The following is a 14,455-nucleotide window of genomic DNA, read 5'->3' as shown; positions in this document are numbered from 1 at the left end:
GGGCAAAATCAACGGCATCGACCGCGGCACGACCAACTCGTGCGTGGCGAACATCGAAGCCAATTCGGTCAAGGGCATCGAGAACTCGGAAGGTGCGCGCACCACGCCGTCGATCATCGCTTACATGGAAGACGGCGAGATTCTCGTCGGCGCGCCTGCGAAGCGTCAGTCGGTTACCAACCCGCGCAACACGCTGTACGCAGTCAAGCGCCTGATCGGCCGCCGCTTCGAAGAAAAAGAAGTGCAGAAGGACATCGCCCTGATGCCCTACAAGATCATCAAAGCCGACAACGGCGATGCATGGATCGAAGTGCGCGATCAGAAGCTCGCTCCGCCGCAAATCTCGGCGGAAACGCTGCGCAAGATGAAGAAGACCGCTGAAGACTACCTCGGCGAGCCGGTCACCGAAGCAGTGATCACGGTTCCCGCGTACTTCAACGACAGCCAGCGTCAAGCTACCAAAGATGCGGGTCGCATCGCCGGTCTGGAAGTCAAGCGCATCATCAACGAGCCGACCGCAGCCGCGCTCGCGTTCGGCCTCGACAAGAACGAAAAGGGCGACCGCAAGATCGCCGTGTATGACCTGGGCGGCGGCACGTTCGACGTCTCGATCATCGAAATCGCCGACGTTGACGGTGAGAAGCAGTTCGAAGTGCTCTCCACGAACGGTGATACGTTCCTCGGCGGTGAAGACTTCGACCAACGCATCATCGATTACATCATCGGCGAGTTCAAGAAGGAACAAGGCGTCGACCTGTCGAAGGACGTGCTCGCGCTGCAACGCCTGAAGGAATCGGCTGAAAAGGCGAAGATCGAACTGTCGTCGAGCCAGCAGACCGAAATCAACCTGCCGTACATCACGGCAGACGCGTCGGGTCCGAAGCACTTGAACCTGAAAATTACGCGTGCGAAGCTCGAAGCACTGGTGGAAGAGCTGATCGAACGCACCATTGAGCCGTGCCGCATGGCCATCAAGGACGCGGGCGTGAAGGTTGGCGAAATCGACGACGTGATTCTCGTCGGCGGTATGACGCGTATGCCGAAGGTGCAGGATAAGGTCAAGGAATTCTTCGGCAAGGAACCGCGCCGTGACGTGAACCCGGACGAAGCCGTGGCTGTGGGTGCCGCGATTCAAGGCCAGGTCCTGTCGGGTGACCGCAAGGACGTTCTGCTGCTCGACGTGACCCCGCTGTCGCTCGGCATCGAAACGCTCGGCGGTGTGATGACGAAGATGATCAACAAGAACACCACGATCCCGACGAAGCACGCGCAAGTGTATTCGACGGCAGATGACAACCAGGGCGCTGTGACGATCAAGGTGTTCCAGGGCGAACGCGAAATGGCAGCCGGCAACAAGCTGCTGGGCGAGTTCAACCTCGAAGGCATTCCGCCCTCACCGCGCGGCGTGCCGCAGATCGAAGTGAGCTTCGACATCGACGCGAACGGTATTCTGCACGTCGGCGCGAAGGACAAGGCGACCGGCAAGGAAAACCGCATCGTCATCAAGGCGAACTCGGGTCTGTCTGAAGCCGAGATCGAAAAGATGGTGAAGGACGCCGAAGCGAACGCGGAAGACGATCACAAGCTGCGTGAGCTGGCCGATGCCCGCAACCAGGGCGACGCGCTGGTCCACAGCACGAAGAAGGCGCTCACCGAATACGGTGAAAAGCTGGAAGCGGCTGAGAAGGAAAAGATCGAAGCAGCGCTGAAGGACCTCGAAGAGACGCTGAAGAGCGGTTCGAGCGACAAGGCTGCGATCGAAGCCAAGATCGAAGTCGTGGCAACGGCCTCGCAAAAGCTCGGCGAAAAGATGTACGCCGACATGCAGGCTGAGCAAGGTGCAGCAAGCGCAGCGGCCGGTGCCGCGGGCGCAGCGCCTGGTGGTGCCTCGGCCGGTGGCGCAGGCCAGCCGGAAGACGACGTGGTCGACGCCGAGTTCAAGGAAGTCAAGAAGGACTAAAGCCAGGTCGCCATTTGACCGTAAAGCCGCACGCAGCCAATGTGTGCGGCTCGGCTGCAAAACGGTTTGAGCCCGCCTACGGGGCATGAACCTGCAAAGCGGTTATCGCGCCTGGTGAGCCTTTTGGGCTCTCCGGGCACATTTGTTTTATGGAGGGCGTTGCTCAATTCGTGCAAACGAGGGGCGAGCAACGGCCGGACGAGTCGTGAGACTCCAGCATTCAAGAGGAGCCGCCGTGCCTTGCTGCGCGGCGGGCGTTGAACCGATATGGCGAAACGGGATTACTACGAGGTTCTGGGCGTCGCAAAGAACGCGAGCGACGACGAAATCAAGAAGGCTTATCGCAAGCTGGCGATGAAGCATCACCCCGACCGCAATCCGGGCAACAAGGATGCGGAAGAGCATTTCAAAGAGGTGAAAGAAGCCTATGAAATGCTGTCGGACTCGCAGAAGCGTGGGGCGTACGACCAGTATGGCCATGCAGGCGTCGACCCGAATATGGGCGGTGCCGGTGCACAGGGCTTTGGCGGATTTGCCGATGCATTCGGCGATATTTTCGGCGATATCTTCGGCCAGGCGGCCGGCGGCGCTGCACGTGGCGGTGGCCGTGCCGGCCCGCAGGTGTACCGCGGTGCCGATCTGCGCTACAGCATGGAAATTACGCTGGAACAGGCCGCGCACGGCTATGACACGCAAATCCGCGTGCCGAGTTGGGTGTCGTGTGAAATCTGTCACGGTTCGGGCGCGAAGCCCGGTACCAAGCCGGAAACCTGCCCCACCTGTAACGGCGCGGGTTCGGTCCGGATGTCGCAGGGCTTTTTCAGCATTCAGCAGACTTGCCCGAAGTGCCACGGCACGGGCAGCCACATTCCCGATCCGTGCGTGAATTGCCACGGCGCTGGCAAGGTCAAGGAAACCAAGACGCTGGAAGTGAAGATTCCGGCAGGCATCGACGACGGCATGCGGATCCGCTCAGCCGGTAACGGCGAGCCGGGTATCAACGGCGGCCCGTCGGGCGACCTGTACGTCGAGATCCATATCAAGCAGCACTCGGTGTTCGAGCGCGATGGCGACGACCTGCATTGCCAGATGCCGATTCCGTTCACCACGGCAGCACTCGGCGGCGAAATCGAAGTGCCGACGCTGGCGGGCCGCGCGAGCTTTACCGTGCCCGAAGGCACCCAGTCGGGGAAGACCTTCCGTCTGCGCGGCAAGGGTATCAAGGGGCTGCGTTCGAGCATTGCCGGCGATCTGTACGTGCACGTTCAGGTCGAGACGCCGGTCAAGCTCACCGAGCCGCAGCGCGAGTTGCTGCAGCAGTTCGAGAAGTCGCTGGTTGAGGGCGGTGCGCGCCATAGCCCGCAAAGCAAAAGCTGGTTCGATCGCGTGAAGAGCTTCTTCGATTAATTGCGGTTTGAAGTTGATGGCAGGCAAGATGGTGGATGATCGCGGTGCCGTGTTCGCATTGCTCGACGATTGCGCCGCGACGGCGGTGCGGCGCTCGAGTCGCCTGTACACGCGGTTTCTGCATGAGCGGGTCTGCGCGGATGCGGAGCAGCTCGATGCGGTATGCGATGCGGTTGTCGCTGATCTGCGGCGCGGCTTGCATGCGGTGGTGCTGGGCGATTATGAGTTCGGCCGTCAGCTTGTGCTGGAACGTGTGTCACTCTCCGGTAGCCAGTCCTCCCAGTCGGATAAAACGCAGCGTGGCGATGCCACGCTGCGTTTTTTATTGTTCGAACAATGCGCGAAGCTCTCGTGCGACGAAGCCGACGCGTGGTTAATGCAATGCGACGGCGGTGCCGCAGAGCCGTCGGTGGCGGGTACCACGGCTGCGCGCGCCAGCGTCGATCCGGCGCAATTCGACGCTGCCATCGCGGCGATCCATCACGCGCATCGTAGCGGCGATTCCTATCAGGTCAACTACACGTACCGGCTAGGGTTCGACGTATTCGGCACGCCGGCTGCGCTGTACCGCCGCCTACGGGTGCGGCAGCCGGTGCCGTATGGTGCGTTGATCGCCTTGCCCGGCGACCGCTGGGTGCTGTCGTGCTCGCCTGAGTTGTTCGTAGAAAAAGCGGGGACTACGTTGCGCGCGCGTCCGATGAAGGGCACCGCGCCACGTAGCCCGGACGATCTCGTTGCCGACCGGCATGCCGCTGAATTTCTCGCCAACGACCCGAAAAATCGCGCTGAAAACGTGATGATCGTCGACCTCTTGCGCAACGACCTGTCGCGAGTCGCCGAGACGGGCTCGGTCAAGGTGCCGGCGCTGTTCTCGGTTGAACCGTATGCGTCGGTGTGGCAGATGACGTCGACGGTGGAGGCGAGGTTACGTGCCCAGACCTCGTTTGCCGAGGTGCTGCGCGCGTTGTTCCCGTGCGGTTCGATTACCGGCGCGCCGAAGCATCGCACGATGCAACTGATCGATGAGCTCGAAAGCACGCCACGCGGTTTGTACACCGGCGCAATCGGCTGGCTCGATGCCGGCTATGCCGCAAATGCTTCTTCAGATCCGGCAAACGCTTCGTACGCCTCGGATGCTGCGGACGTGACGAACGCCTCGCACGCCCCAGAGGTGGCGAACGCTTCGAGCGGGTCGAATGCCTCACACCACACGCGCAGCGTTTACGGCGACTTCTGCCTGTCTGTCGCGATCCGCACCTTGACGCTTGATGCGCCGGACAGCGCAACCGGCACCCGTCGCGGCAGCATGGGCGTCGGAGCGGGCATCGTGCTCGACAGTGTTGCCGCCGACGAACACGCGGAGTGCCAGTTGAAAGCTCGTTTCCTCACCGACGCCGATCCGGGCTTCGAACTATTCGAAACGATGTACGCAACGCGTGAGGACGGTGTCCGCCACGTGACGCGCCATCTCGCACGGCTTGCAGCGAGCGCGGCGTGGCTCGGTTTCCGGTTCGACGAAGCGGAGTTGCGCGAGCGAATCGAAGCGCAATGCGCTGCGCTGTCAGCCGGAGTGCCGTATCGCGTAAGACTTGCCCTCGCCAAAAGCGGCGTGGTGCAGATTAACGCAGCGGTGTTGATGCCTCTGGCCGACAGCGGCGTCGACGTGCTGTTCGCCGCCCATCACGGCTTCGCCGCGACCGAAGCGAGCGACGCGCTGCTGCATCACAAAACCACGCGCCGGGCAGAATACGACCGTGGCTGGCGCAATGCCGAGGCGCTCGGTGCGTTCGATGCTCTGTTCTTCAACGAGCGCGGCGAATTGACCGAAGGCGGTCGTTCAAATGTATTCGTGAAGCTGGATGGTCGCTGGTGGACCCCGCCGCTGTCGTCGGGCGTGTTGCCCGGGGTAATGCGAGCGGTGCTGCTCGAAGATGCGGAGCTGGGTGCGCAGGAGCGTGTCCTGACGCGCGCCGACGTATTGAATGCCGAGGCGCTTCTTGTGTGCAACGCCCTGCGGGGCGCTTTACCGGCGCGTCTTGTGGGGTAAGGGCGGGATCGGACGGGTCGCAAACCGCCCGGCGCGGTAATCTCAAAACGTATGTTCCGGCCCAGGAAACGAGCTGTCTTTCACCGCGCGCACATACGCTTCGACGGCCGCAAAAATGCTCGGCTGGCCCTGCATGAAGTCTTTGACGAAACGCGGCCGCTTGCCGGGGAAAATCCCGAGCATGTCGTGCAACACCAGCACCTGACCCGAGCATTCCACTCCCGCACCAATGCCGATGGTGGGAATCCGCAACTGTTTGGTGGCTTCGGTGCCGAGTTGAGTCGGGACCGCTTCGATCACGACCAGTTGAGCACCCGCGTCCTGAATGGCGAGCGCATCGCGCAGCAACTGGCTTGCGCCTGCTTCCGTCTTGCCCTGCACCTTGAAGCCGCCGAACGCGTGCACCGACTGCGGCGTGAGCCCGATATGCGCACATACCGGAACGGCCCGCTCCACGAGGAAGCGCACCGTATCAGCCAGCCATTCGCCACCTTCCAGCTTGATCATCTGGGCGCCTGCACGCATCAACTCCACGGAGCTGGCGAAGGCTGTCTCCGGCGTGCCGTAGGTACCGAACGGCAGATCGGCGACGACCAGCGCCGATGTGCGTGCCCGCGCAACGCAGGCCGTGTGATAGGCGATCTCGCCGAGCGTAACTGGCAGCGTCGTGGTCTGGCCTTGCAGCACGTTACCCAGCGAATCGCCGATCAGCAGCACGTCGACGCCCGCGCGGTCCAGCAGCGCCGCAAAGCTCGCGTCGTAACAGGTGAGCATGGCGATCTTTTCGCCCGCGTCGCGCATTGCCTGCAGTTTCGGAACGGTAATGGCGTTCCTACTCGTTTCCTGCAAATAGCTCATGGGGTGTTCCGTTGGAAAAGGAGAAGGGCGCCGTCGCTCAGAGCGACGTGCCTTTGACAAAGAATTCCTTGCGCCCGCGCATCGTCTCGATGCGTTCGACGAGCAGTGCAAGGTCCGCGTCCGAGTCGAGCGGATTCAGGTGTTCGGCGTTGACCGTCAGCACCGGCGTGCGGTCGTAGTGGTAGAAGAAGTCGTTATACGCGTCGCATAAGGAGTGCAGGTACGCGGCCGAGATCTGCAATTCCATTGGGATTGCGCGTTTCTGGATCCGTGCGAACAGCACTTCCGGGCTAGCCTGCAGGTACACCACGAAATCCGGCGCTGGGGCGGTGCCCGGACTTCCCGCGGCGGTTCGGCGGGGAGTCTGCGCATCGATCTGCTTCGCGAGCGCGCGGTACAGCTGCCATTCGTCTTCAGGTAGCGTCAGCCGGGCGAAGATCTCGTTTTTCTCCGTCATGAAGTCGGCGATCAGCGCCGTGCCCGCAGCGTACGCCGCCGCGACCTCCTGCGCCTGTTGGGCCCGCTGGAGTGCAAAGTGCAGTTGCGCGGCCAGCGCGTAACGGCCGGTGTCGCGATAGAAACGTTCGAGAAAGGGATTGTCCTGCGGCCGCTCGAACACCGGTTGCATTGACCATCGTTCAGCGAGGCGCCGTGCCAGCGACGTCTTGCCGACACCGATCGGCCCTTCAATCGCGATATAGCGGAACGGCGGGCGCAGTTGGGGGGCGGTGACCGTCAGTGGAGACGTGCTCATGAGCAACGGCCTTTGGTGGTTTTGCCGTTAGCGCCGGCTTCGCTTTCGCTGCTGCCGCCGCTTAGCGCGTTGAGCACCGGACACTGACATGGCGACTTCATCTTTTCGATACGCTGGTCGGCAACGGCGGCAAGGAACGCGTCGGCGCGGCCGTGTTGGGGAATGGTCAAAGCCGGATCGATTTCGATCAGCGGCACCAGCACGAACGCGCGCTCGATCAGACGCGGATGCGGCACGATCAGATCCGGTTCCTCGATCGAGTAATCGCCGAACAGCAGAATATCGAGATCGAGCGTGCGGGGGGCGTTGCGAAACGGCCGCTCGCGGCCGAAGTGCAGCTCGATCTTGTGGCACAGCGCCAGAAGATGCCGGACCGGCAGCGTGGTGTCGAGCTTCACGACGCAGTTGTAGTAGTCGTCGCCACCCGCGTCGATCGGCGCAGTGCGATACAGGCTCGACTTGGCGAGCACGGTGATGGTGTGCTGTTGAGCGAGGCACACTACCGCGTCTTTCAGGGTCTGGCGCGCATCCCCGAGATTCGCGCCGAGGCCGAGATAAGCAACCGTCATGGCATAACTTCCTGCGACTATCGTTCGACGGCGAGCAACATGGCCGCGTCAGTCTTCGTGTGAGCCTTCGTGACTCACGTCGTCGTCTGCTGCGCGCTCCACGGTCGTCGCACCGCCCTCCATTCCGTCGCCCGGTTTGCGGTTTCTGGCGCCACTGCTGCGCCTCCGGCGTTTTTTGGGGCTCCGGTCCTTCCCGCCTTGCGTGAGCAATGTCTCGCGCGCGACGGCGTCTCCTTCGATGAACTCCGTCCACCACGTACCGGCCGACTCTTCGAGTTCGCCCGATTCGCAGCGCAACAGGAGGAAATCATACCCCGCTCTAAATCTTTGGTGTTCCATCAGCTTCAGCGCGCTGCGGCCCGAGCGTTTTTCGAGGCGCAACTGCAGGCCCCAGATCTCACGCATATCCGACGAGAAACGCTTGTGGATGGCGAGTTTCTCGGTCTGCATGTCGAGCACCTCGTCCATCGCGCGATGCAGCGCGGGCACCGGATACTCGCCATTTGCCTCGAACGCCTGCCAGCGTTGCTGCACGTCGTGCCACAGCAGGGTGGCGAAAAGGAAGCCCGGCGAAACCGGCTTACCGGCGCGCACGCGGTTATCGGTGTTGGTGAGCGCGAGTGTGATGAATTTCTCGCCGTGCGGCTGTTCGAGCACCACGTCGAGCAGCGGTAGCAGACCGTGATGCAGGCCTTCCTGGCGCAGACGCTGCAGGCAGGCGAGTGCGTAGCCCGACATCATCAGCTTGAGCATTTCGTCGAACAGACGCGCGGCCGGCACGTTGTTGATCAGGTCGGCCATTTCCTTGATCGGCGCGCGGGTCGTGTCTTCGATCTCGAAACCGAGTTTGGCGGCAAAACGCACCACGCGCAGCATGCGCACCGGGTCTTCGCGGTAACGCGTGGCCGGATCGCCGATCATGCGCAGCAGGCGGGCGCGCATATCGGCCATGCCGTTGTGATAGTCCAGCACCGTTTGCGTAGCCGGATCGTAGTACATCGCGTTGATCGTAAAGTCGCGGCGGGTGGCGTCTTCATGCTGCTCGCCCCAGACGTTGTCGCGCAGCACGCGGCCACTGGCGTCGACCGCGTGGGTGCGGCGGTCCAGTTCGTCGCGTTTCAGTCGCCGCGCCGGCGCGGCATCAGCGGCGGGCGGATCGACGAGAGCGCGGAACGTCGAGGTTTCGATGATTTCCTGACCGAACTGCACATGCACGATCTGGAAACGCCGGCCGATGATGCGCGCGCGGCGGAACAGCTTCTGCACCTGTTCGGGCGTGGCGTCGGTGGCGACATCGAAGTCTTTCGGGGCGATGCCGAGCAGCAGATCGCGCACAGCGCCGCCGACGATAAACGCCCGGTGGCCAGCCTGCTGCAGCCCCTCGGTGACGCGGATGGCGTTCCTCGAGATCAGCGCGGGGTTGATGCCGTGCACGTCAGCGGGAATGATCACCGGCACGTCGGGCTCAGGGACGCCCTTGGCAGTGTCACGCGACGCTGGTTTGCGGCGCGGTCTGGACGCGGAGGCGGTGCCGCTGGCGTCGCTGTGGCCGGTTCTTGCCGGGGCGCGGGATGCTTCGTCTGCTTCGGAGGGGGCGGTGTTGTCAGCGGGTGCCGGATCCTGTCCGAACAGCTTACGGATAAATTTTTTGATCACGTGGGTTGAAAGAGTTCGAGGATGCGCCAGCCGTGCGCTTGCGCGTGAGCGCGCAGCGTGTCGTCCGGATTGGTCGCGATCGGGTCAGTGACCTTTTGGAGCAGCGGGATGTCGTTGTGCGAATCGCTATAGAAATAGCTGCGCTCGAAGTCCGACCATGTCTTGCCGAGCGAAGCGAGCCACGCCTCGGTACGGACGATCTTGCCTTCCTTGTAGCTAGGTGTGCCGGTGGGACGGCCGGTGTAGTCCGAGTGCGGCTGGCCGTCCACGGTCTCCGCTTCGCAGGCGATCAGTTTGTCGACACCGAACACGGCGGCAATCGGGCCGGTGATGAATTCATTGGTGGCAGTGACCATGCAGCACAGATCGCCAGCATCGCGATGCTCGCGCACCAGTTCGAGCGCGACTGGCACGATGGTAGGCCTGATCACTTCGTGCATGTACATCTGATGATACTCGGCGAGCTGCGCGCGCGAGTATTTCGCGAGCGGCGTCAGCATGGCGACGAGATAGGCGTGGATGTCGAGCTTGCCTGCCTTGTAGTCGGCATAGAAGTGGTCGTTTTCACGTGCGAAGTTTTCGGCGTCGACCATGCCGTGCTTCACCATGAAGCGGCCCCATTCGTGGTCGCTGTCGGTGGGGATGAGCGTGTGGTCGAGGTCGAAGAGAGCGAGATTAGCCATGGGAGCCCATTTTACTTGAAGCGGGTGCAACGGTTGCCGTTCTCAACTCTTCAGTGCCTGCCGGCGACGCCAGCATGGTGCGCAACAGCGGCAGGGTGACCGCCCGTTTCTGTTCGAGCGAGAAGCGGTCGAGCGCGTCGAGCAAGGCCATCAGGCTCGGCATGTCGCGCCGGAAGTGGGTGAGCAGGTAGGCTGGCACGTCGTCGGCGAGCGCGATGCCGCGTTCGCGCGCGGCGTGCTTGAGCACGGCGGCCTTGACGTCGTCGGGCAGCGGCGCGAGGTGGAACACCAGGCCCCAGCCCAGGCGTGTACGCAGGTCTTCACGCACTGCGAGGCCGATTGGCGCGGCATTGCCGGCCGCCACCAAAGCGCTGGTGGGATGCGCCCGCACTTCGTTGAAAAGGTTGAACGCGGCGATCTGCTGGGCACCGGAGAGGCCGTCGCAATCGTCGATGGCGTAGAGCGCCACGCGCGGGTCGAAGGCAAACGCGGCGAGACTGCTCTGGGGGCTTGCAAAGCACGCGTGCCCGGGCTGCGCCTCGTGGACCAGCGCCTGCAGCAGATGGGTGCGGCCGCTGCCCGCATCGCCCCAGATATAGAACGAGCGGTCAGCCACGGGTCCGGCCGCGAGCGCACCCTCCAGCTCGCGCAGCCGCGTGACCAGCTCTGCGTTGGAGCCGGCGAAGAAGTTGTCGAATGTCGATGGCGGCGGAGTGCCGAGATCGAGCGTCAGTTGACGAAGCACAGTAGTAGAAAGCCGGAAATGGGAACCGCGGGTAGCCGGTGAGCGCTTAGGTCAGTTAAGCCGGCAATCGTCAATTCTTGTAAAGCGTGCTCGACAGATAGCCTTGCCGCAATTCGCGCAGGGCCACCGACAGGATCGCGCTAACGGGCAGCGCCAGCAACACACCGAAAAAGCCGAATAGCTGGCCGAACGCGAGCAAGGCGAAGATCACGGCGAGCGGATGCATGCCGATCCGTTCGCCGACGAGGCGCGGCGTCAGAAAGAAGCTCTCGAGAATCTGTCCGACACCGTAGATCACGGCGACCGCGCCGAAACCATACCAGTCGCCGAACTGCAGCAGGGCGGCGACTAGCGCCAGAGCGAGGCCAGTGGCATAGCCAATGTACGGAATAAAGACCGCGACGCCTGTAAAAATGCCGATCGGCAGCGCGATTTCGAAGCCGGCAATGGTCAGTGCGATCGCGTAGAAGACGGCCAGCACGGCCATCACGAGCAACTGGCCGCGCAGGTATTGGGAGAGCATCTGATCCATATCGCGCGCGAGTTGCACGGTCTTTTCGAGCCAGCGGCGCGGCACGAAGCCTTCGGCGCGCACGAGCATGCGGTTCCAGTCGTACAGCAGATAGAACAGGACCAGCGGCACCATCACGACGTTGCCGATCACGGTCATCATGACGTTGCCGCTGGTGCGGATCGAGGTCCATGCATAGAGGGCGACGGTTTGCGCGCTGCCTTCGAGCTGGTTCATCACGAGATCGCGGATGCTGGCGAAATCGAGCGAATCGGCGAGGCCGAGCAGGGCGAGCTTGGGCTGCAGCCAGGCGCTGACGTGCGTGAACAGCACGGGCACCTGCAGTTTGAGCTGCGGCCCTTCCTTCTGGATCACGACCAGCACCAGCAGGATCATGAGGGTGAGGAGCACCGTGAACACCAGCATCATCAGCAGGGCGGCGAGGGCGCGCGGCACGCGCCGCCGCACCAGCCATGCGACGCCTGGCTGCAGGATGTAGGCGAGGATGGCGCCGAGCAGGAACGGCGTGAGCACTGGGCTGAGCAGCCAGAGCAGGATGCCGAGGCCGAGCGCGATGGCGACCCAGACGAAGGCGCGGCGCTGATACGGTGTCAGAATCGAGGAGTTCTGCTGCAAAATGGGTTTCCTGGGGGACGACGCGGGTGAAAGTCCAGCCAAGCGGCCGACAACGCTGCATGGGACCCGAGTAGGCGCTGAAGCGCCAACTCGGGGTCGGCATCGGGTAAAATCGCATTTTACCGACCTTCGAGCTCTTCCTCATGAATCAACCGAAATCCGCCCAGCATTCAACTGATTCGGCCCAAGGTCTGTCGTATCGCGACGCCGGCGTGGACATCGACGCGGGCGACGCCCTTGTCGACGCGATCAAGCCCTTTGCCAAAAAGACGATGCGTGACGGTGTGCTGGGTGGCATCGGCGGGTTTGGCGCGCTCTTCGAGGTGCCGAAAAAATACCGCGAACCGGTGCTCGTCTCGGGCACGGACGGCGTCGGCACGAAGCTGAAGCTGGCGTTTCATTTGAACAAGCATGACACGGTTGGCCAGGATCTGGTGGCGATGAGCGTCAACGATATTCTGGTGCAGGGCGCCGAGCCGCTGTTTTTCCTCGACTATTTTGCTTGCGGCAAGCTCGACGTCGGCACGGCCTCGACAGTCGTGAAGGGCATCGCGCAGGGTTGCGAGCTGGCTGGCTGCGCGTTGATTGGCGGCGAGACGGCTGAAATGCCGGGCATGTACCCGGATGGCGAATACGACCTGGCCGGGTTTGCGGTTGGGGCGGTTGAAAAGAGCAAGATTATCGACGGCAGCACGATCACGCCGGGCGATGTCGTGCTGGGTTTGGCTTCGAGCGGGATTCATTCGAATGGGTTTTCGCTGGTGCGCAAGATTATTGAGCGTGCGCAGCCGGATCTGTCGGCGGACTTTGATGGCCGCTCACTGGCTGATGCGTTGATGGCGCCTACGCATATTTATGTGAAGCCGTTGCTGTCGCTGATGGAGCAGGTTTCCGTGAAGGGGATGGCGCATATCACCGGCGGTGGGCTTGTTGAAAATATTCCGCGGGTTTTGCGGGATGGGTTGACTGCAGAGCTTGATCATCGGGCGTGGCCGTTGCCGCCGCTGTTCTCTTGGTTGCAGAAGCATGGGGGTGTGGCTGACGCTGAAATGCACCGCGTGTTCAATTGCGGGATCGGGATGATTGTTGTTGTTGCTGCTCAGGATGCTGATAAGGCTACCGGGTTGTTGGCTGCCGCCGGCGAGCAGGTTTGGAAGATTGGGGTTGTGCGGGATTCTCTCGACGGTGAAGCGCAGACTGTGGTGGTTTGATTCTTTTTGGCCTTCGGGGCGCTTTGGTGGTTGTTCTTGCTGCTTTGGCCTTTCCTTGCATTCTTAGTGGTCTATTAGCGTTGCCCCTGTGCGGGGCAATGCTCTCAACTTAAGCCCCACAGCATCACGCGAGTTTGTACGCGAGATGGAAGTGGGGCTTGGCTTTTCTGGGTGGTCTTGGATAGGAGCGTGACGGCTGTAGCCGGCATCGGGTTTGATGGATCACTTCGAGCACACCAGCGAGGCTTTCCAGGCAGTGTCGGATGCGTAGCAGGCACGCACCGAGGATGGGTTTGAGCGCGCCCAGCGCATACACCCGGTTTGCACGACTGGCACACGCATCGTCGTGCGATGCGTCAAGGTCACTGAGCAGTGTGCACAGGTTGTCAGCGAGGATTTTTGCACCGAAATCCTGCTGCAAGGCCAGGTAATCGAGGCCCGTGACGGCTTCAAGTCGCAGCCGGTGCTTCAGGCGCTTGAACGCTTCCTCGACCCGCCAGCGCTGGTGATAGAGCGCCCCGAAGGATGCCGCCGGATAACGCTGGGCATCGGGTAACGAAGTCATCAGCACACGCACACGACCGCTGGGCGTAACGTCACGGATCAGGCGCACGGTAGTCGGCGTGCGCTCCAGTTCATAGTCGCGGGCATCCTGCTCGACAGGCGCCTCCCGTGTCACCACATGCTCAGATTTACCGCTGCGGGCGAAGGCGCTGACGCACTTCCAGTTACGTGCATCGGCGCGCATGCAGAACGGGATCTCGCGCTGTGCAAGCGTGGCCACCATCGTGTTGCCGATATAGCCACGATCGAGCAGCAGCAGATCGGTGCGCGGCTGCAGCACGTCCAGCGCCTCGAACAGCATCTGCCGCTCGGCGCCGTCAGCGGGGTGAAGCGCGGCGTGTAGCGTCAGTTCGGGGCCGGGCAGAAACAGGGCAAACGCGTAGTGATCGGCGCGCAGTTCATGGCCGCGACGCGTGCCCACACGCAGGCGGCTACCGTCAGCGGCGACCAGTCGCAGGCCGTGCCAGCGCATCGAATCGAATCGATGTGGGGTTGGGCCAGCGAAATCAGGCGGGCGCGGGCCAGTTCGAACCGTTCGGCCGACAGCCCACGGCGAGCCTTGCTGAAGGCCTGCGCACTGACGGCGCGGCTACGTCCACCATGCTCGCCCAGTGCACCAAACAGCGCATCAAGTTCGGTCTGCACGCTGGCACACATGCCCGACATCATCAGAGCGGCCATGCGCGGCAAAGTCAGTGTGCGATTGCGGGTAAAGGCAGCGGGAGAGCGACGCACGCGTTCGGCCAGCGCCGGATCAAGCAGGAAATTGGAGAACTCAGCCAGAAGCCGCGAGGATGCTGGTATTTGAGTTCATATCGTTGATTTATCAGTGAGTTATGCAATGAAGTTTACAG

13 protein-coding genes are annotated in these 14,455 nt (G+C 62.4%); 4 read left to right on the top strand and 9 right to left on the bottom strand.

The window, feature by feature from the left end; genetic code table 11:
• The 3 genes from dnaK to M0954_RS19540 form a co-directional block, all read left to right on the top strand.
• Positions 1-1,960 (top strand): molecular chaperone DnaK (gene dnaK, locus M0954_RS19550; RefSeq protein ID WP_297354991.1); only part of this gene is annotated, 1,960 nt, incomplete at its 5' end.
• A 267-nt stretch (positions 1,961-2,227) separates the two neighbouring features.
• A complete protein-coding gene (gene dnaJ / locus M0954_RS19545) occupies positions 2,228-3,367 on the top strand; it encodes a molecular chaperone DnaJ (RefSeq protein ID WP_122152465.1) in 1,140 nt (379 codons plus the stop codon).
• A 28-nt stretch (positions 3,368-3,395) separates the two neighbouring features.
• Positions 3,396-5,414, top strand: a complete 2,019-nt coding sequence (locus M0954_RS19540; protein WP_297354989.1) for a bifunctional anthranilate synthase component I family protein/class IV aminotransferase — start codon at positions 3,396-3,398, stop codon at positions 5,412-5,414.
• Between the two features lie 42 nt (positions 5,415-5,456).
• Here M0954_RS19540 and panB read toward each other — a convergent pair whose 3' ends face one another.
• From panB to M0954_RS19505, 7 genes are all read right to left on the bottom strand, one after another.
• Entirely contained in the window at positions 5,457-6,272 is an 816-nt protein-coding gene (gene panB / locus M0954_RS19535; protein WP_297354987.1) for a 3-methyl-2-oxobutanoate hydroxymethyltransferase, read from the bottom strand.
• 37 nt (positions 6,273-6,309) lie between these two features.
• Positions 6,310-7,026, bottom strand: a complete 717-nt coding sequence (locus M0954_RS19530; RefSeq protein WP_297354985.1) for a deoxynucleoside kinase — start codon at positions 7,024-7,026, stop codon at positions 6,310-6,312.
• The gene (gene folK / locus M0954_RS19525; protein ID WP_297354983.1) at positions 7,023-7,595 is read right to left on the bottom strand and encodes a 2-amino-4-hydroxy-6-hydroxymethyldihydropteridine diphosphokinase; all 573 of its coding nucleotides are present in this window, start codon (positions 7,593-7,595) and stop codon (positions 7,023-7,025) included. Before folK ends, M0954_RS19530 begins: the two co-directional genes overlap by 4 nt.
• Positions 7,596-7,643: 48 nt before the next feature.
• Positions 7,644-9,251: a polynucleotide adenylyltransferase PcnB gene (pcnB, locus tag M0954_RS19520; protein WP_297354981.1), complete on the bottom strand. Its 1,608-nt coding sequence runs from the start codon at positions 9,249-9,251 to the stop codon at positions 7,644-7,646.
• The gene (locus M0954_RS19515; protein ID WP_122152459.1) at positions 9,248-9,934 is read right to left on the bottom strand and encodes an HAD family phosphatase; all 687 of its coding nucleotides are present in this window, start codon (positions 9,932-9,934) and stop codon (positions 9,248-9,250) included. The genes pcnB and M0954_RS19515 overlap by 4 nt, the downstream gene beginning before the upstream one ends.
• Positions 9,927-10,679: a DnaA regulatory inactivator Hda gene (gene hda, locus M0954_RS19510; RefSeq protein ID WP_297354979.1), complete on the bottom strand. Its 753-nt coding sequence runs from the start codon at positions 10,677-10,679 to the stop codon at positions 9,927-9,929. Before hda ends, M0954_RS19515 begins: the two co-directional genes overlap by 8 nt.
• Positions 10,680-10,749: 70 nt before the next feature.
• Positions 10,750-11,826, bottom strand: a complete 1,077-nt coding sequence (locus M0954_RS19505; protein ID WP_297354977.1) for an AI-2E family transporter — start codon at positions 11,824-11,826, stop codon at positions 10,750-10,752.
• Positions 11,827-11,969: 143 nt separating this feature from the next.
• On the opposite strand from M0954_RS19505, the gene purM reads away from it, so the two are divergent.
• On the top strand, positions 11,970-13,037 hold the full coding sequence (purM, locus tag M0954_RS19500) for a phosphoribosylformylglycinamidine cyclo-ligase (RefSeq protein ID WP_297354975.1): 1,068 nt from the start codon (positions 11,970-11,972) through the stop codon (positions 13,035-13,037).
• Between the two features lie 124 nt (positions 13,038-13,161).
• Here purM and M0954_RS19495 read toward each other — a convergent pair whose 3' ends face one another.
• The gene (locus M0954_RS19495) at positions 13,162-14,022 is read right to left on the bottom strand and encodes a transposase (RefSeq protein WP_297354973.1); all 861 of its coding nucleotides are present in this window, start codon (positions 14,020-14,022) and stop codon (positions 13,162-13,164) included.
• Positions 13,947-14,336, bottom strand: coding sequence for a hypothetical protein (locus M0954_RS19490; RefSeq protein ID WP_297354971.1), 390 nt, complete (start codon positions 14,334-14,336; stop codon positions 13,947-13,949). Before M0954_RS19490 ends, M0954_RS19495 begins: the two co-directional genes overlap by 76 nt.
• Between the last annotated feature and the right edge of the window lie 119 nt (positions 14,337-14,455).

Source organism: Paraburkholderia sp., assembly GCF_026225065.1.
Taxonomy (GTDB): domain Bacteria; phylum Pseudomonadota; class Gammaproteobacteria; order Burkholderiales; family Burkholderiaceae; genus Paraburkholderia.
Note: the sequence above shows the minus strand (reverse complement) of the source record. Positions and strands in the feature narration are given on the sequence as shown.